At 37.4% G+C, this 18481-nt stretch carries 19 protein-coding genes; 17 read left to right on the top strand and 2 right to left on the bottom strand.

The window, feature by feature from the left end; translation table 11 throughout:
* The first annotated feature begins 1 nt into the window (after position 1).
* From AAEU33_RS15305 to AAEU33_RS15250, 12 genes are all read left to right on the top strand, one after another.
* Entirely contained in the window at positions 2-802 is an 801-nt protein-coding gene (locus tag AAEU33_RS15305) for an SDR family oxidoreductase (RefSeq protein ID WP_345988572.1), read from the top strand.
* 5 nt (positions 803-807) lie between these two features.
* A complete protein-coding gene (locus AAEU33_RS15300; RefSeq protein ID WP_345988570.1) occupies positions 808-1560 on the top strand; it encodes an SDR family oxidoreductase in 753 nt (250 codons plus the stop codon).
* A gap of 5 nt (positions 1561-1565) precedes the next feature.
* Complete coding sequence (locus AAEU33_RS15295) at positions 1566-3023, top strand: alpha-amylase (protein WP_345988568.1); 1458 nt, start codon at positions 1566-1568, stop codon at positions 3021-3023.
* A gap of 36 nt (positions 3024-3059) precedes the next feature.
* Positions 3060-3203 (top strand): hypothetical protein, encoded by a 144-nt coding sequence (locus AAEU33_RS15290; RefSeq protein WP_306612248.1) that lies wholly within the window; start codon positions 3060-3062, stop codon positions 3201-3203.
* A 44-nt stretch (positions 3204-3247) separates the two neighbouring features.
* Positions 3248-4759 carry an FAD-dependent oxidoreductase gene (locus AAEU33_RS15285; protein ID WP_345988566.1) on the top strand — a complete coding sequence of 504 codons (1512 nt, stop codon included), beginning with the start codon at positions 3248-3250 and terminating at the stop codon, positions 4757-4759.
* Between the two features lie 17 nt (positions 4760-4776).
* Positions 4777-5433, top strand: a complete 657-nt coding sequence (locus tag AAEU33_RS15280) for a DUF6766 family protein (RefSeq protein WP_306612252.1) — start codon at positions 4777-4779, stop codon at positions 5431-5433.
* Positions 5434-5517: 84 nt separating this feature from the next.
* Entirely contained in the window at positions 5518-6198 is a 681-nt protein-coding gene (locus tag AAEU33_RS15275) for a response regulator transcription factor (RefSeq protein WP_172282883.1), read from the top strand.
* 119 nt (positions 6199-6317) lie between these two features.
* Entirely contained in the window at positions 6318-7604 is a 1287-nt protein-coding gene (locus tag AAEU33_RS15270) for a HAMP domain-containing sensor histidine kinase (RefSeq protein WP_345988564.1), read from the top strand.
* A gap of 87 nt (positions 7605-7691) precedes the next feature.
* Positions 7692-8435 carry a hypothetical protein gene (locus tag AAEU33_RS15265; protein ID WP_345988562.1) on the top strand — a complete coding sequence of 248 codons (744 nt, stop codon included), beginning with the start codon at positions 7692-7694 and terminating at the stop codon, positions 8433-8435.
* A gap of 64 nt (positions 8436-8499) precedes the next feature.
* Complete coding sequence (locus tag AAEU33_RS15260; protein ID WP_345988560.1) at positions 8500-8928, top strand: hypothetical protein; 429 nt, start codon at positions 8500-8502, stop codon at positions 8926-8928.
* A 5-nt stretch (positions 8929-8933) separates the two neighbouring features.
* Complete coding sequence (locus AAEU33_RS15255) at positions 8934-11357, top strand: TonB-dependent receptor (protein WP_345988558.1); 2424 nt, start codon at positions 8934-8936, stop codon at positions 11355-11357.
* Positions 11358-11374: 17 nt separating this feature from the next.
* The gene (locus AAEU33_RS15250; protein ID WP_345988556.1) at positions 11375-12163 is read left to right on the top strand and encodes a phosphatase PAP2 family protein; all 789 of its coding nucleotides are present in this window, start codon (positions 11375-11377) and stop codon (positions 12161-12163) included.
* Positions 12164-12200: 37 nt separating this feature from the next.
* Here the strand turns inward: AAEU33_RS15250 and AAEU33_RS15245 are convergent, their stop codons facing one another.
* Positions 12201-13655: a PLP-dependent aminotransferase family protein gene (locus AAEU33_RS15245; protein WP_345988554.1), complete on the bottom strand. Its 1455-nt coding sequence runs from the start codon at positions 13653-13655 to the stop codon at positions 12201-12203.
* A 100-nt stretch (positions 13656-13755) separates the two neighbouring features.
* On the opposite strand from AAEU33_RS15245, the gene AAEU33_RS15240 reads away from it, so the two are divergent.
* Genes AAEU33_RS15240 through AAEU33_RS15230 form a run of 3 tightly spaced genes read left to right on the top strand, consistent with a single transcriptional unit; the run spans position 13756 to position 15365 of the window.
* Positions 13756-14211, top strand: coding sequence for a cupin domain-containing protein (locus tag AAEU33_RS15240; protein WP_345988552.1), 456 nt, complete (start codon positions 13756-13758; stop codon positions 14209-14211).
* Positions 14212-14242: 31 nt separating this feature from the next.
* On the top strand, positions 14243-15127 hold the full coding sequence (locus AAEU33_RS15235; RefSeq protein WP_345988550.1) for a dihydrodipicolinate synthase family protein: 885 nt from the start codon (positions 14243-14245) through the stop codon (positions 15125-15127).
* Positions 15128-15131: 4 nt separating this feature from the next.
* Positions 15132-15365 carry a thioredoxin family protein gene (locus tag AAEU33_RS15230; protein ID WP_345988548.1) on the top strand — a complete coding sequence of 78 codons (234 nt, stop codon included), beginning with the start codon at positions 15132-15134 and terminating at the stop codon, positions 15363-15365.
* Between the two features lie 82 nt (positions 15366-15447).
* On the opposite strand, the gene AAEU33_RS15225 is transcribed toward AAEU33_RS15230, so the two are convergent.
* Positions 15448-15954, bottom strand: coding sequence for a pyridoxamine 5'-phosphate oxidase family protein (locus tag AAEU33_RS15225; RefSeq protein ID WP_345988546.1), 507 nt, complete (start codon positions 15952-15954; stop codon positions 15448-15450).
* Between the two features lie 287 nt (positions 15955-16241).
* Between AAEU33_RS15225 and AAEU33_RS15220 the strand changes: the two genes are divergently transcribed.
* Together AAEU33_RS15220 and AAEU33_RS15215 are read left to right on the top strand one after the other, a co-directional pair.
* Entirely contained in the window at positions 16242-17480 is a 1239-nt protein-coding gene (locus tag AAEU33_RS15220) for a Na+/H+ antiporter (RefSeq protein ID WP_172282861.1), read from the top strand.
* A gap of 141 nt (positions 17481-17621) precedes the next feature.
* On the top strand, positions 17622-18416 hold the full coding sequence (locus AAEU33_RS15215) for an AraC family transcriptional regulator (RefSeq protein ID WP_345988544.1): 795 nt from the start codon (positions 17622-17624) through the stop codon (positions 18414-18416).
* The last annotated feature ends 65 nt before the right edge of the window (positions 18417-18481 follow it).

The following is an 18481-nucleotide window of genomic DNA, read 5'->3' as shown; positions in this document are numbered from 1 at the left end:
TATGGAACGTAAAAATCAATATGCACTCATTACAGGGGCTACAAGTGGAATAGGCTATGAGCTTGCCAAAATTTTTGCCAAAAACGGATATGACCTGGTTATTGTTTCCAGAAATCATGATCAGTTAAAAATTAAAGCAGAAGAATTTAAAAGCTACGGAGTGAATGTGATCCCTATCTCCAAAAATCTTTTCCTGCAGGATGAAGCTTATTCTTTGTACTCTGAACTTAAAGCCAACGCCATTAGTCCGGAAATTTTGGTTAATGATGCAGGCCAGGGAGTTTATGGTAAATTTCAGGATACCGATATACACAGGGAAATAGACATCATCAACCTCAATATCACATCGGTGGTGATCCTGACTAAACTGTTCTTAAAAGATCGTATATCCAAAGGAAGCGGAAAAATACTTAACCTGGCATCCATTGCAAGCAAATCTCCCGGGCCCTGGCATTCCGTTTACCACGGTACTAAGGCATTTATATTATCATGGTCTGAAGCTATCCGTGAAGAACTGAAGGATACCGGAATTACTGTAACAGCCCTTTTACCGGGACCGACAGATACGGATTTCTTTAACAAAGCAGATATGACCAGGAGCAAGATCATGGAAGATAAAGAAAATTTTTCCTCTCCGGCAGATGTAGCCATGGATGGATTCAATGCTCTGATGAAAGGAGATGATAAGATCATTTCAGGGACAAGAAATAAGTTAAACATTGCGATGCTTAATGTATCAACGGACAGCATGGCTGCTCAGAGAATGGGTGCCATGCAGGAGCCGGTTTCAGAAAAACACTAAAGATCATGGGAGAATTAAGATTAAACAACAAGTCGGTTCTTATCACAGGAGCTGACAGTGGCATTGGAAAAGCGGTCGCCTTGTTGTTTGCAAGGCAGGGAGCTAATATTGCCATCATTTACCATGCTGATGATGAGGATGCAGAAAAAACACAGAATGACATTATGATGATTGGCAGAAAATCAATCCTTTTTAGGGGAGATATCAATGACTATGAATTTTGTGAAAAAACTGCCGCGAAAGTTGCTGAAGAATTCGGAGGCATAGATATCCTCGTGAATAACGCAGGAGTTCAGTTTCCTGCAGAGGATATCGAACAATTGGAGGAAGAAAATATCAGAAAAACATTTGATTCCAACATCATCGGAATGATCCTGCTTACAAAAGTAGTTTTCCCTTATCTGAAAGAAGGGGGAAGTGTTATTAATACAACCTCTGCGGTGGCTTATCAGGGACACGAAGAACTGGTAGACTATTCTGCTACAAAAGGGGCAATCGTATCTTTTACCCGTTCCCTGGCATTACAGTCGAAATCCAAAGGAATCAGGATCAATGCTGTTGCACCGGGACCTGTAGCAACACCTCTTACCAAGGAAACTTTTGGTGAAGAAGAGGAGGATCCCAGCAAACCCCCGTTTGAGAGAAATGCAACTCCCGAAGAGGTTGCCTACAGTTTTTTATTCCTTGCCACTACAGAATCTGCGCAGATTACGGGGCAGGTTTTACATCCTAATGGAGGACTTATTGTGAATGGATAAATGATATGAATGGGGTTATTATGCAATTTTTCCATTGGTATTATGAAGGAAACCTCTGGAAAGAGTTTTTAGAAAAAGCCGATGATCTAAAAGAATTGGGTATAACTGCGGTATGGTTTCCTCCTGCTGTAAAAGGCGGACTGGGCAAAGGGGGAAGAGGCTATGATGTATATGATCTTTACGACCTGGGAGAATTCGATCAGAAAGGAACAGTAGCGACAAGATACGGAACAAAAGAAGAATACCTTACCACAATTCAAAAAGCGCATGATATTGGAATGTCGGTGTATGCGGATATCGTTCTTAACCACAGGATAGGAGGGGATGAAAAAGAAGATATTATCGTACATGAAGTAAACGGAGAAAACAGAAATGAAATGATAGGAGATTCTTTTTCAGCATCGGCTTTCACGAAATTTACTTTTCCCGGGAGAAATGGAAAATACTCGGATTTCATATGGGATTTTCACTGTTTTAGTGGTATAGATACTGTTGTTCAGGACAACAATGAAAAGCAGGGAGTTTTTAAAATCCACAATACGTCGGGGCAAGAATGGAATGACTCTGTCAGTCATCAGTTTGGAAATTACGATTATCTGATGGGTGCTGATGTTGAATACCGGAATCCGGAGGTTGTTACAGAAATGAAAAGATGGATTAAATGGTATGTGGATACGACTAAAGTAGACGGACTTCGTCTTGATGCGTTAAAACATATTTCCTATGATTTTTTAAAAGAATGGATTATCTACATAAAAACGGAGCTTAAGCCTGATATTTTTATTATGGGGGAATTGTGGAAAGATGAGGTAGTAAAAATCAACGACTTTTCTGAATTCATGGAAGACCTTTTATGCTATTTTGATGTTCCGTTGCATTACCATTTTTATAATGCCTCCAATGAAGAGGAGAAATATGATCTGAGAAATATTCTGGATGGCACTCTTTTAAGTCAGAACCCCAGATGCTCAGTTTCATTTGTGGAAAATCATGATACCCAAAAACTTCAGGCGTTGGAATCTGTCGTTAAAGATTGGTTTAAACCGATTGCCTACACATTGATCCTTATGAACAAAAATGCTTATCCATGTATTTTCTATCCGGACCTATACGGCGCTGAATATACTAACTTGTCAGAGGGCAAAGAAATTAAAGTTTCTATGCCTAAAGTTCAGCTTTTGCCACTGCTTTTAAAAGCCCGGCAGGAATTTGCCCATGGTGAGCAGATCAACTATTTTGATGATCCGAACTGCATTGCATGGATGAGAAAAGGTGATGAAAAACACAGAGGATGTATCATCATCATTTCTAACAACGGTGAGAGGGCCAAAGAAATTGATCTGGGGAAAGAAAATGCTAATTCCGAATATTTCGATTTTCTTCAACAGAGAAAAGATAAAATAAAATCAGATGAGAACGGAAGGGCCGTTTTTAAAGTAAATGCCCGCTCTGTAAGCATCTGAATTCAAAAATAATATAAACCACCAAATACTTGTATTATGAAAACAACAGCAACGATCCTTTTAGGTATTTTTTGTCTCTTTTCTACGGTTTCATGCAGATGCAATCTTGAAGAAGATGAGCCAAAGGCAAAATATAAAAGTCCGGATGTCGAAAATGACACCATCACTCTTAAAAAGTAGGGTGCATTAAAAGTAATTTGGAATAACAACTTAAAACATCTATTATGTTTAGAGACGGCGTACGAAAAAGTATATGGCAGGAAGAAATCAGGAAATTCCCATCTAAAATCCATACAGACCCATTGTATGATGTAGCCATAGTAGGTGGCGGTATTACTGGTATTTCAACAGCAATGCGCCTGCAAAAGGCCGGCAAAAAGTGCATTATCCTGGAAGCCTCCAATATTGGCTTTGGAACAACAGGAGGCACCACTGCTCACCTGAACAATTTCTTTGATACCACCTATGCTGAAGCTATTAAAGATTTTGGATTAGATAATGCCATACTCTTAAAAAATGTAGGAATAGAAGCACTTCATATTATTAAAAACAATATCCATGAGTTTGATATTGATTGCGATTTCGAGATGAAAACCGGCTATCTTTTTGCTCTGGATGAAAAGCAGGAGAAGAAACTCGCTGATATTATAGAAGGCTCTTCAAAAGTAGGACATCGTATTGATTCTATTAACGATATTCCATTTCCCATCCCGTTTAAAGCAGCGGCAATTATTCCTGATCAGGCGCAATTTCATCCGGTTAAATATATAAAAAAACTTACCGAAGCTTTTATCGCCGCCGGTGGTGCGTTTATCGAAAAGTGCCTTTGTGAAAGCCATGAGGAGTTTGACGATATGGTGAGATTGCATACATCGAAAGGCATAATCAATGCCACACATGTAATTTATGCCACTCACATTCCTCCAGGGATTAACCAGCTTCATTTTATGAATGCACCTTATAGAAGTTATGCCATTGCATTTACCTTAAAAGGTGATTCATACCCGAAAGATCTTGGTTATGATCTGGTAGATCCGTATCATTATTACAGGATTCAGGAAATCGATGGGAAAAACCTTCTAATTGCAGGAGGGGAAGACCATAAAACAGGACATTCTGATGATACAGGAGTATGTTTTTCGAGGCTTGAAAATTATGTGCGTCAGTATTTTGACGTGTGGACAGCTCAATACAGTTGGTCCAGTCAGTATTACGAGCCGGTAGATGGCTTACCCTATATCGGAGTATTGCCGGGAAGTAAAGGTCGTATTTATACAGCAACGGGGTTTCGGGGAAATGGGATGATCTTCGGAACGATTACCTCACAGATCTTAAGTGATTTAATTGTAAAAGGATCTAATAAATATGAGCAGCTTTTTTCTCCCGGAAGGATCAAACCTATCGCTGGATTTTCAACTTTTGTACAGGAGCAGGCAACTGTAGTGTTTGATTTTATTAAAGACAAATTACTTACTGAAAAAATAACTTCACTTTCGGAGATTAAAGACGGTGAAGCCAAGGTGATCCGATACGAAGGAGAATCTTATGCGCTGTACAAAGAGAAAGGAGGGAGTTTACATATGGTAAAGAGTACCTGTCCGCATGCAAAATGTGAAGTAAGATGGAATAGTGCAGAGATCACTTGGGACTGCCCGTGTCACGGATCCCGTTTTAATGTTAATGGTAAGCTTCTTACGGGTCCTGCCGTAAAGGATTTGCAAAGAATAGAATCTTAAATTTAAAACTTACGGTCATGTCAAAAAATAATTTCTTTTACCGGAATAGTCTGAGTATTGTTTTAATTTCTTTAATGCTCATTTGTCTTTTGGGGCAGTTTTTAACTGGCTGGAATACTCAGAATAAAGAATTACTGGAGGAAGGAAATGCTACTCTCAGCCTGAGCGAATATGTATACAGCGGTCATTTCATTCAGGCGACTTTTGAAAACTGGGAAAGTGAATTCCTCCAGATGATGATCTATGTTTTACTGACGATTTCCCTTAGACAAAAGGGCTCCAGTGAATCCAAATCCCTGGAAGAAAAAGAAGATGTGGACAAAGAGCCTGTCCCACATCCAAAAGCCCCATGGCCTGTGAAGAAAGGAGGCATTTGGTTAACCATATATAAGCATTCTCTATCCATTGCCTTTGCCATTTTATTTCTTTTAAGCTTTGCACTGCATTTTTACGGTAGTCTCAAAGAGTACAATACGGAGCAGATCTCCAAGGAAAAACCAGTAATTACAGCATTTGATTATATAACGGAATCCCGTTTCTGGTTTGAATCATTTCAGAATTGGCAAAGCGAATTTCTAGCTGTTTTTTCTCTTGTTATTCTATCCATCTGGCTTAGGGAGAAAGGATCTCCAGAATCTAAACCCGTTGACATGGCTCATGACGAAAATCCCTGATTAATGTTTTCTATTTTTTCGGATTTTTAGCACTATTTTAGTTTATTCAAAATTTCTTCAAAATTGGATATGTAAATTAGTCCCATGAAAATTCTGATCATAGAAGATGAAACCGAGCTGGCCAAAAGCATTTCTGAATATCTGTCGGAAGAGGATTACCTATGTGAGTTTGCCACTACTTTTCTTGAAGCAACAAGGAAAGTAGAAATGTTTCAATATGACTGTATCCTTTTGGATATCATGCTTCCCGATGGTAATGGGCTCAAAATTTTAGAAGAACTAAAAAAGCAAAACAAACAGGACGGAGTCATTATTATTTCTGCAAAAAATGCTTTGGATGATAAGATCAACGGATTACAAATGGGAGCAGATGATTATCTGACGAAACCATTCCATCTTTCCGAGCTTCTGGCAAGGATATATTCTATTATCCGCAGAAAACAGTTTAATAATTCTAATGTTATCAGCCAAGGTGAGCTCCTTATCGATCTTTTGGCTAAAAAAGTATCCATTAATAATACCGTCGTGTCGCTTACCAAAAAAGAATTTGATCTTTTAATCTATTTTATAGGTAATAAAAATAAAGTAATTTCCAAAAGTACTTTGGCTGAACACCTTTCAGGTGATTTTGCTGATATGCTTGATAATCACGATTTTGTGTATGCCCACGTTAAAAATTTAAAGAAGAAGCTTTACGATGCAGGATGTAATCATTATTTGAAAACAGTATATGGAACAGGTTATAAATGGGAAGAGGAAGATTAGGAGACAGAAATTAGAACTTAGATATTAAAAATATGATATAAAATTTTCCGGATTCTGAAATTCGGTCCAGATAAAGTAAACCTCATGATTAATAATATAATGCTTATTTTCCCCGAACTTTGAAACCTTTACTAAGTAAAACCACAAAACCTTTCCTGATCTACGTTCTTATCGTATTGGTCATCAGTATCCCCATTTATTACTGGGTAGTGGATACTATTTGGAAAAGTGAGCTGGATGAGCATAATATAACCATCGTAGAGAAAACGGCTTATAGCTTTAACCGCTTAAAACTTTCGGATAGTGAGCTGGAAAAAAGTATTGCCCTCTGGAACAAGATTCAGCCAGGAACTGATATTGAATATGTTTCAGATAATGACGCGCAAAAAGACGTTACATTTACAGTAGAGAAAAAGAAAACTTTTTCTGAAAAGCCAGAGGTCGAACGCTACCGGTGCTTAAAAAAAACGGTTTATATCAATCATAAACCATTTCTTTTTACAGTAGAAACCAATATTGAAGAATCACATGAAACAATAGCTGTTATTGCTGCCATTACTGTGTTTTTCTTTGTTCTTATTGTTGTGGGACTCTTATTCCTCAATAGAAGACTCTCTCGTTCCATCTGGCAGCCCTTCAGAAATACATTGGAAGAACTAAAAACTTTCAATCTGAATAGTCAGAATACCATCGATTTTACCAGCACTGATATTACAGAATTTGAAGAACTGAACGAATCCTTAAAGAAGTTGATAGAACATAATGTTTCAGCTTATAAAACTCAGAAGGAATTTACGGAAAATGCTTCTCATGAGCTGCAAACCCCCTTGGCTATTATCAAAAATAAGTTGGATGTTCTATTGCAGAACAGGGATCTTACGGAAAGGCAATATGAAATCATAGAAGAAATCAACAGGGCTTTGACCAGAAGTTCAAGAATCAATCAAAATCTTTTATTACTGGCTAAGATTGAAAACCGTCAGTTTGCTCAAAAAGAAAACCTGGAAATGAGTGGAATTCTCCACCAGAGTTTAGATATGTTTCAGGAGTATTTTGATCAAAAGCAGATACATATTCGTTCAGAAATCACTGAAGAAGTATATATTGATGGAAATCATACATTAGCTGAAACGCTGATCAATAATCTTCTGATCAATATGGTAAGGCATACCCCAAATAATGGAACAGCTTATGTAAAGCTTTCCGAAAAACAGTTGGTCATTTCCAATTCAGGATTTGTTCAACTGGAGAAAGAGTCTCTATTTAAAAGGTTTTCAAAAGCTTCCACAGACACTAATGGAAGTGGTCTTGGGTTGGCTATTGTGAAAGAGATTTGTAATCATCAACGGTGGACCATAACATATCATTTTGAGCATCATCATCACATTTTTTCTGTAAATTTCTAATAATCCCGAAGGTATGATGCGGATGCCATAAATCTATTCTTTCATTCTAAATTTCTTCCAAATTGATCAGGAACTTTGAATGAAAAAATGAAAACGATTAATAAAGTAGCTTCTGTCACGCTTCTTTTCTGGCTGATGAAAATAACGGCTACGACCTTGGGTGAAACTTTCGGGGATTTTATATCCATGACCCTCAATCTCGGATATACGATGGGTATTCTTGTTACCTTATGTCTTTTTATCATCACTATTTCAATCCAATTAACGGTTAAGCAATATATTCCCATTGTTTACTGGCTGGTAATCATAGGAACCACTACTTTAGGTACTGAAATTTCTGATTTTATTGACCGGACTTTAAAAGCAGGATACCTTGCAGGCAGTTTAATTTTAGTTGCAGGACTATTAAAGACGCTTTTCTTATGGTACCGAAAATATAAGAATCTTGAGGTTTATCCTGTTTTTGAAAGAAGCAAAGAGATCTATTATTGGATTAGTATTCTTTTTTCAAATAGTCTCGGAACGGCATTCGGTGACTTCCTGAGTGACAATCTGGGATTGAGTTATTTAACGGGAGCCTGGGTTACCGGTATCATTATCCTGGTCGTAGTTCTCCTGCATTATCATACCAAAATCAATCATGTTTTGCTATTCTGGATTGCATTTGTTTTTACAAGACCGTTTGGTGCTACCTTTGGTGATTTCCTGACCAAACCTCTTTCAAAGGGAGGACTTGATCTGGGAACACTCAATGCGTCATTGGTTTCCCTGGGACTATTACTTTTCATGATCTTTATTTCTCATAAAAAGCAAGAAAATAAACCCCTGTAATTCCATCTTCTAAATTTATTCTAAATCATACCCGATCATTGTATCATTAATTAACTATCATACAATGAAAAAATCAGGAATTTTAATAGCATTTATAGTAGGTGCAGCCATGATTCATGCACAAAAGATCCAAACAAAAGATGTCCCGGTTCAGGTACAATCTTCGTTCACCCGAAAATTCCCAGACGCTCATCATGTAAAATGGGAAAAGGAAAAAGGGAAATTTGAAGCGGGATTTACATCTAAAGGAACTTCTTATTCAGCTCTGCTGGATGCAACAGGAAACATTATTGAGACTGAAAAGCTGATCAATCCACAATCACTTTCTGCTCCCATTAAACAGTTTATCATTAAAAAATATCCGGAATCCTCTATAAAAGAAGCTGCTCAAATAACAGATTCAAAAGGGGTGGTTACTTACGAAGCGGAAGTGAATGGAATGGACATCATCTTTGACGCCAACGGTAAATTTTTAAAGGAAATTAAAGACTAGAAATAATGGGAAAATTCAGGTTGTTATTTTTGTTCATCATTCTATCGTTTTCTTCAGTGATCAAAGCCCAGGTGTCATCTGTAACTGTTTCCGGCCTCGTAACGAATACCGGGAAAGCTGCATTACCTTACACCAGCGTTATTTTAAAATCATCAAAAGACAATGCATTTGTATCGGGAACAATTACCAATGAAGAAGGACGATATTCCCTTACGGAAGTAAAACCCGGAAATTATCAGATTGAAGTTTCAATATCCGGATATGATACGTATAGTCAGCCTCTTTTTGTGGGTAGCCTTTCAGAGTTTCTGGATATTCCTCCCGTTGAACTTGGACAGCATCTTAATGATAAAGAAACAAAAATAGAAGAGATTGTGCTTACAAGTGATAAAAAAAATGAAGTGAGCAACCAGCTTGATAAGAAAACTTATTCTGTTGCGGATAATATCAGCCAAGCCGGAGGTTCTGTATTGCAAAGCATGCAGAATCTCCCGGGAATAACAGTACAGGATGGAAAAGTACAGCTTCGTGGAAATGATAGGGTGACTGTTCTGATTGACGGAAAGCAAACTGCTTTAACGGGATTCGGAAGCCAGACCGGATTGGATAATATTCCCTCCTCGGCAATTGATAAGATTGAGATCATTAATAATCCCTCTTCAAAATATGATGCTAACGGGAATGCGGGGATCATTAATATCATCATGAAGAAAAACAAACAGAATGGTTGGAATGGAAAAGCAGGTCTTACACTGGGGCTCGGATCTTTATGGGAAAGAAAACAAAATCTTCCTACGATACGCCCACAATACAAAACCACTCCCAAGATCAATCCATCGATTTCCCTGAATTACAGAAAAGATAAGATCAATGTTTTTTTACAGGCGGATAACCTTTATACCGAGACCCTTAACAAAAATGAATATGTAAGAAGAATATATGATGATGGAAAGGTTATCAACTCACAGTTGAAAAGAAACAGAAATACCAATTTTCTGACTACAAAAGCAGGAATAGACTGGAATATCAATAGCCAGAATACATTGACAATTTCGGGGCTTTACGGAAGTGAAAAAATAAAAGATCGTGGAGATCAGCCTTTTTTTAACGGAGACTTTTCACAGCGTTTACGCTTGTGGCAATTTTTAGAGGATGAATTAAAAACTACGGTAATGGCTACGGCTTCTTACCAGCATAAATTTAAAGAAGCTGGTCACCTGCTTAATATAGGTTTCAATTATACTTTCCACAGGGAAGATGAAAAATATTTCTATGGTAATTTTCTGCCTTCTTCAGCAGGAACAGATGCATTTAAACTTCTTTCCGATGAACAGGTTTATGATTTCAATATCGACTATGTGAAACCTTTGAAATATGGACATATTGAGGCTGGAATCAAGCTTAGAAACAGAAATATACCGACGAATATGAATTTTATCCCGGGGATAAATTCTGTAATTGATGCCAATGCAGGAGGCTGGGCAAACTATAAAGAACTGATTCCGGCAGTATATGGTAACTATGTCTTTGAAAATAAAAAATGGGAAGCAGAACTGGGCTTAAGAATGGAGTATGTAAAAATTCGGTATGATGTAAATCCCAATCATCCTACATATTCAAGTAACGGATATAATTATACCCAGCCTTTTCCTAATCTGAGATTGGCTTATAAGATTAATGATCACAATAAGTTTTCTGTATTCTATAACAGAAGGGTAGACCGTCCTAATGAGGTTGACATCAGGATATTTCCAAAGTATGATGATGCTGAAATTATCAAGGTTGGAAATCCAGGTTTACGCCCGCAATTTACGAACTCAATTGAACTGGGGCATAAATACAATTGGGACAGTGGGTATTTGTATTCTTCAGTCTATCATCGTTTTTCAAGCGGAACAATTACCAGGATCTCCAGTATTGTTCCCGGAAGTAATTTGATTTATGCCGTATTTCAGAATGCAGGAAGAAGTTATAATTCCGGGATTGAAGCCATCTGGAATCAGAAGATCTCCCCGGTTTATTCATTCAATATCAATGGAAATGTATACAGGAATCAGATCAACGCCTTTACGGTGGAAAATTTATATCCTCAACCCAATACTTTTTCAGCGGAGAAACAAACTGCTGTTTCAGGGAATATAAAATTCAATAACATCTTTAAATTTTCTAAAGGCATTAATGCTCAGCTTACAGCAGTTTATCTTGCACCGGATATTATTCCACAAGGAAAAGTCAAAGGTCGTTTTTCAATGGACCTTGGAGTAAAAAAATCCATTCAAAACGGAAAAGGAGAAGTTTTTCTAAATGCAACTGATCTTTTTAACACCCTCGTCATGAAAAAACAAATCCAGGGTAGTGGATTCAGGTATACAAGTGACGATTATTATGAAACTCAGGTCATCAGACTAGGCTATAGTTATAAATTTTAATTTCAAATATAATTCAAATGAAAGGTTTAATTGCAGGCATCATTTTAATTTTCATAGGCTTTCAGAATGTTGTTGCTCAGGATAGTATAGCTGTAGACAAAGTTAAAGACAGTATAATTTCTCCTGTTGCATTGAATACGGATCAGGCCAATCATCAGTTTTCTTATAAAAAACTAATCATACCCGCGACATTAATTACCTATGGTGTAGCCAGTTTAAGTATTAAAGGACTCAAACAGCTTAATTCTTCAACACAATATGAAATCAGTGAGCACAAGCCTGATCCTATAAAACTGGACAATTATTCCCAGTTTGCACCAGCAGCTCTGGTATACGGATTAAATGCCATTGGAATTAGAGGACAGCATAATTTCAGGGACAGAAGTATTATTTATGGTACTTCCTTACTTATTTCCTCCGCCTTTACATTGCCCCTTAAACATCTCACAAAAGAAGAAAGACCTGACGGGTCGAACAACCTGTCCTTTCCGTCCGGCCATACTGCAATGGCTTTTGCCTCGGCCCAGTTTATGTTCCGGGAATATAAGGATACTAATTTCTGGTTGGGAGTTTCCGGATATTCATTTGCTGTTTTTACGGGAGTTTACAGGATGCTCAATAATAAGCATTGGTTCGGAGATGTGGTAGGTGGCGCTGGTTTTGGTATTATATCTACAGAATTGGCCTATTGGCTTTATCCTAAAATCAATAAACTTTTAGGAGGAAAAAGTGAAAGATCTCAAACCATGGTAATGCCATTTTATCAGCAGGGAAATGTGGGAATAGGTTTAGTTAAAAATTTCTAAAAAAGCATTTTAAAAATCAATAATCATCGAAGCTTTCCTAAACGGGAGAGCTTTGTTGATGTAGTCCGGACAATATTTCCCCGATAACCTTGATACTTTGCTCCAGCTGTTCCTCTAAAAGAGAACCGTAACTGAGTCTGAATCCATTAATATGTTGATCAAAACCATAATGCTTGGGATGAATTATTTTAATTTTATGATCTAATAACAAATCAGTTACTATATCCCAGTTTAATTCTGCTTTAGGTACAATCCAGAAAGCAAGTCCTCCATCTGGTAAATTAAAATCCGCACAACCCGCCATATGTTGTTTTAAAAGCCGGTATACAAAATCTCTCTTATTCCTGTAATGAATAGTAGCTCTTTTAATATGCTTTCGTACCGCTCCTTCCTTGATCAGCTCCAAAACAGCCTGTTCCATAATCACATCGCCTTGTACATCAATGATCTTCCTTAATTCTCCGATCTTTTCAAGCAATAAAGTGTCCTTGGTTGCTAAATAACCAATTCTTAAAGCCGGAGCAACAACTTTACTCATAGTCCCGATATATACATAATTGCCTAGCTCCGCAAAACTTGAAAGGGGAAGGATGGGCCGGTAGCCAAAATGAAATTCATTATCGTAATCATCTTCAATTATCGTAATGCCATATTCATTGGAAAGCTCTACTAATTTTAGCCTTCTAGCGAGACTTAAAGTAACGGTTGTAGGATACTGTCTGTGAGGCGTTAAATATATCGCTTTTATCTTTTTGTTCTTTTTCAGAATTTGAATAAGATCTTCCACGATTATACCTTCTTGATCTACGGATACGGGCAAAAGTTGGGCTCCTGTATGCTCAATTGCTTTCCAGGCAGGTTTATATCCTGGATTTTCGACCACTACATAATCTCCGGGATTTAGAAGGCTTTTTGCAGTAAGAAACATGGCCATCTGGCTTCCCCGGGTTATGGAAATCTCATGTTCAGTGGTATCCATTCCTCTTTGGTGATTAAGCATCCGGGAAATTGCTCTCCGGAATTCAATGTCGCCGTGAACATCTGTATATCCCATCATCTGCCATCTGGCTTTCCTGTCGAATATCTGACGGTAAGCTCTGGCCAATTCAGTAATAGGAGCTATTTTACTGTCTGGATGTCCGTCATCAAAATCAATGATAAAAGGATCTGCATAAGGGATATGATCATTTACACGGGCTTTGGTATCAACGGGATAAATTTCCAATGAAGAAGGTAATCTGTCAGAAACAAAAATACCTTTACGCTCTTTAGACATTGCCCAGTCCTCATTAATCAAAACCTGGTAAGCCTCAACGACTGTATTTCTGTTCACTTCAAGCATTGAAGCCAGAATACGACTGCCCGGAAGTACTTCTCCGGCTTTTAATCTTCCGGAACGGATATCTGCTATGATGGTATCTGCAATCTGAAGATATACTGCTTTTGAGCTTTTTTTATCGATTTTAAATTCTAATTTCCAAGGACGCAACATCTGGACTACCTATTTTTATAAAAACTGAATCAGTTAACTGGTCCAAATATAAAATAATTTTGTCATGCAATAATGCAAAAAACATTAAATATTTTACATCATGGACAATGAAAAATTCAGTTCAAAAGATTTTCATAAAACTTTTGCAAGACCAGAATTCCAAAAACCCAGTCATCTCATTCATAAAAATGTAGAAAGAGCTGGTGAGCATAATCAGTTTTCAACGGAAAGAAAACATCCTGTTTTCTTTGTGGATCTGCCCAGTAAAAATGTAAGCATGACTATTGGAGGATTATTACCCGGGCAGCAAACCAACAGGCACCGTCATACTTATGAAACCGTTCTGTATGTTATAGAGGGAAAAGGGTGGACGGAAATAGAAGGCGAAAAAGTGGAATGGCGGGCCGGAGATGCTGTATATATTCCATCGTGGGGATGGCACAAGCATCAAAACCTCAGTGATACCGAACCTGCAAAATACATTGCCTGTGAAAATGCTCCGCAATTACAAAACCTGGGAGTAGCATTGAGAGAGGAAGAAGGAAGAGATTTGTAAAATCAAATTACCATTTAAAAAGAAGAAATACATGAAAAATGTTCCATTTAAAGGGATCATTGCCTATCCTATAACCCCATTTGACACAAATGAAAAAGTAGATCTCCCTCTTTTCAAAAAGTTAGTCGAAAGACTTGTTGTTTCCGGAAGTAACGGTATTGCACCTTTGGGAAGTACCGGTGTATTGCCGTATTTATCAGATGAAGAAAAAGAGGCCGTTACTGAAGCAACACTAAAGCAGGTAAAGGGAAGGATCCCGACACTGGTGGGTGTTTCTAATTTAACCACTGAAAAAACAACGTATCATGCACAATTTGCTGAAAAGGCGGGAGCCGATGCTGTAATGATCATTCCAATGAGTTACTGGAAATTAACAGATGACGAAATCGTTGCTCATTATGATAAAGTAGCCGGTAAAATATCAATACCCATTATGGCGTATAATAATCCGGCAACCGGTGGAGTAGATATGTCCCCGGCCTTACTGAAAAGGTTGTTGGAAATCCCCAATGTTACTATGATTAAAGAAAGCACAGGTGACATCCAAAGAATGCATTACCTGCGAAAAGAGCTTGGAGAAGATGTCGCTTTTTATAACGGATCGAACCCGTTGGCGCTTGCTGCATTTGCGGCTGGTGCAAGAGGATGGTGTACTGCAGCTCCTAATTTAATTCCTGAACTGAATATAGATTTGTATAAAGCCATTGAAAATAGCGAATTACAGGAGGCTCAGAATATTTTTTATAAACAGGTGGAATTACTCAGGTTTATTGTTTCCAAAGGACTTCCGAGAGCGATTAAAGCTGGTTTAAATATCCTGGGTGAAGATGGAGGCTGCTTAAGAAGTCCTCTAAAACCCTTGCAGGAAAATGAAATAAAAGAGTTAAAAAATATTATTAATAACCTTAAAAATTGATCAAATGAAAAAATCCGTTTTTTATCATGCAGGATGTCCTGTATGTGTCAGTGCAGAGCACGATATCATTAACCTGATCGGTCAAGACAATATAGAAGTTGTACATCTTGGAGAGGAAAGGCACAGAATTGATGCTGCAGAAAAAGCTGGTGTAAAGTCTGTACCTGCTTTAATTACTCCTAACGGGAATGTACTTCATATTAATTTCGGAGCATCGCTGGAAGATGTGAAAAAATAAAATGAAAACAGGTTAAAACCTGTATTAATAGAGAAGGAAAATAATAAAAAGCAGACCGACAAATCGGTCTGCTTTTTTATGATCAAATGCTGGCGTTGCCTTCCACACCATCAGCATTATTGGTCTTGATTCCTGTAACGGCAGAAGCAACAAAGCTTAACAAACTTACCAGTTTTCCAGCCTTAGTGTCCCAATAATAGGTTTGTTTCGGTTCCACCCGGATAATGGTCACATTAGGATCATCTTTACCATCGAACCAGGCCTTTGCCATTGCAGACCATTTTTCCTCAATTGTAGCTTTATCCTTGTATACAGATGCTTCACCGTATACGGAAAGATACTGGGAATCATCATTATTCATAAAGAATAGTTGGACTCTTCGATCTTCTTTGATCTCAAAATTTTTATTGCTGGTTTCACTGCTTATAAACCATAAATTCCCGCTGTCATCCGTTTCCTGTAAAGTCATAGGACGAGAATTAACAGGAACAGTTTCCAGTTCGGTACAAAACATACAAATTCTTGCTTTCGTCGAAAGTTCCTGAATCTTTTTGATTGCCTCTAAATGGACAAGATCTTTTGTTGACATAATATTATATTTTAAGTGATTGGTTAAGAAAATTGAATAAAATGATAATTCATTTCAGGTATTACACTTCAAAAACCTAACCATAATTTCCAATACAAGATATCAAGTCTATTAAAAACTTGTATTTGTGGTATATTTTTTCCCCTTCTTCTAAAATAAATTTTCCTCTGGTCTTGGATAATACAAAGAAAATGAAAGGACTTTTGATAAGCAGAAATAATATTTGTTACTTTTATACACTCAACAAACAATTAAAACGATACATTTTCTGAAATACAACAAACCTGATGGAGAACTATGCAGTCATTTTAGTAATTATGGCCCTGATGATCGGGGTGTCCGGTTTAGCCGGTAAATTTAAGGTTCCCGTCCCCATGCTGCTTTTAATTGCCGGGGTGATGATCGGGTTTGTTCCCGCTATGCCAGAGGTTGAGATCAATCCGGAGATCATTATGTTGCTTTTCTTACCTCCTTTATTGTATGATGCAGCATTTAATATCTCATTTCAGCAGTTTAAAACCAATCTCAATACAATAGGTACACTGGCTATAGGACTTGTTTTTATGACTACTGCAGGTATTGCTGTGCTGGCTTATTACCTAATTCCCGGAATGACCTGGCCATTGGCTTTTGTCTTAGGTGCTATTCTATCTGCAACCGATGCTGTGGCAGCTTTAGGCGTAACAAAGGGATTAGGTCTCTCCCATAAAACAATGACTATACTTGAAGGAGAAAGTTTGATCAATGATGCCTCTGCGTTGGTAGCATATCGTTTTGCCGTAGCTGCCGTAACAGGAGTAGCTTTTGTAACCTGGAAAGCGTCCATTGAATTTTTATGTGTACTAGGAGGAGGATTTCTTATTGGCTGGATTATTTTTATAGCATTAAGATTCGCTATTGCCTTCTTCCGTAAAGATGCCATGGTTGTAAACAGCCTGATCCTTTTAATGCCGTTTGTAACTTATCTTATTGCTGAACATTTCAAAGTTTCCGGGGTAATTGCTGTTGTTATGTTAGGTTTGGGAATGTCTAAACTGAGCAGGATTAAATTTCCTGATCATGTAAAGGAACAATCCCGTAATTTTTGGGATATCATTATTTTTCTACTCAATGGATTGATCTTTTTATTGATTGGACTGGAATTCCCTGTTATTTTGAAGAAAATGCCTCAAATCCAGGTATGGACCTATGCGGGTTATGCTGCTATTATTGTGATTGTAACCTTACTGATCAGAATGGCCAGGGTATATCTGCAGCAATTTAACCTTCAAAAGGCATTTCAGGGTAAAAGAAAAATCAGCGAAGAAGCTTTGTTCGACTCCAAAACGAGCTTTATTCTTAGCTGGTCGGGAATGCGCGGAATCGTTTCTTTAGCCATTGCATTAGGTCTTCCAACAACGATTAATGGAGGAGAACCGTTTCCGATGCGTAATGAAATTATCTTTTTATCTGTCGTTGTGGTTTTGATCTCCTTATTAGGACAAGGTTTAACGTTACCATGGATCGTTAAAAAGTTTAAATTATAAATGAAATGGTATAAGCATATTCAAATAAAGGCTTTGATTGCTTGTTTTCATCATTCAAACTCTTGCAGCAGACTATGTAAATTGAATACCCCGTTTCCGGAATGGCATATTTTATTAGTTATTTTTACCTAATTTTGGATCATGCAGGTTTCTCCTTCCAGTCAATTATCCGGTTTTATCAAACATTACATCTTTTTAAAAAACACTGAAAAAGATCATAAAGACCTGCGTTTATTTGCTGACGGGAATACAGGGCTTATCCTATCACCCGATATGAATATGTCCGATAGTTCAAAGCAAAACCTGCCCTCATCTTTTTTTTATGGTCAGCCAACTGTCTACAAAGATCTTTATACAAAAGGGGAGTTTTCTTTATTGGCAGTCGTTTTTCAGCCCTATTTTTTCAATCTTCTTTTTGGTGTGTCTGCTAAAGAAACTAAAAATGAAATCATTTCTGCAACTGATATTTTAAAAAATCAGCTCCTACCATTCCAGGAAAGTCTTTATAAAAAAGATGATCCGCAGTCGATAATCAATGCTTTGGATCTCTTCTTTTTAAAACTGATTTCCAAAAAAAATATGTCTGAGCTTTGGCTGATAAAAGCCCAGCAATATCTTTTACAAAATAAAGGAACGGTATCTTTAAAAAAGCTCGAACGCTTTACAGGATATTCCGAAAGGCATATCGAAAGAACATTTGAAAACCATATTGGGCTATCCCCTAAGAGATACAATACCATCATACGGCTTCATCACTTTTTGGGTCTTATGAAGAATACCACTAAAAACACTACCATGACAAGTCTTTCTTATGAAGCAGGGTATACGGATCAGTCACACCTGATCAAAGATTTTAAAAACATCATTGGCCTGACTCCCGGACAATATCTTACAACGAAGAATAAATTAGCTGTTAATTTTATAGAGCTTCATTGAAAGCAATTTAAAGCACAATAAATAAAAAACAGTAACAATTCATTTCTATTCGCTGGATATAATGA

Origin of the sequence: Chryseobacterium sp. Chry.R1 (genome assembly GCF_039645525.1) — a bacterium.
In the GTDB taxonomy this organism is placed as follows: domain Bacteria; phylum Bacteroidota; class Bacteroidia; order Flavobacteriales; family Weeksellaceae; genus Chryseobacterium; species Chryseobacterium proteolyticum.
This window is presented reverse-complemented; position numbering and strand designations above follow the sequence as displayed.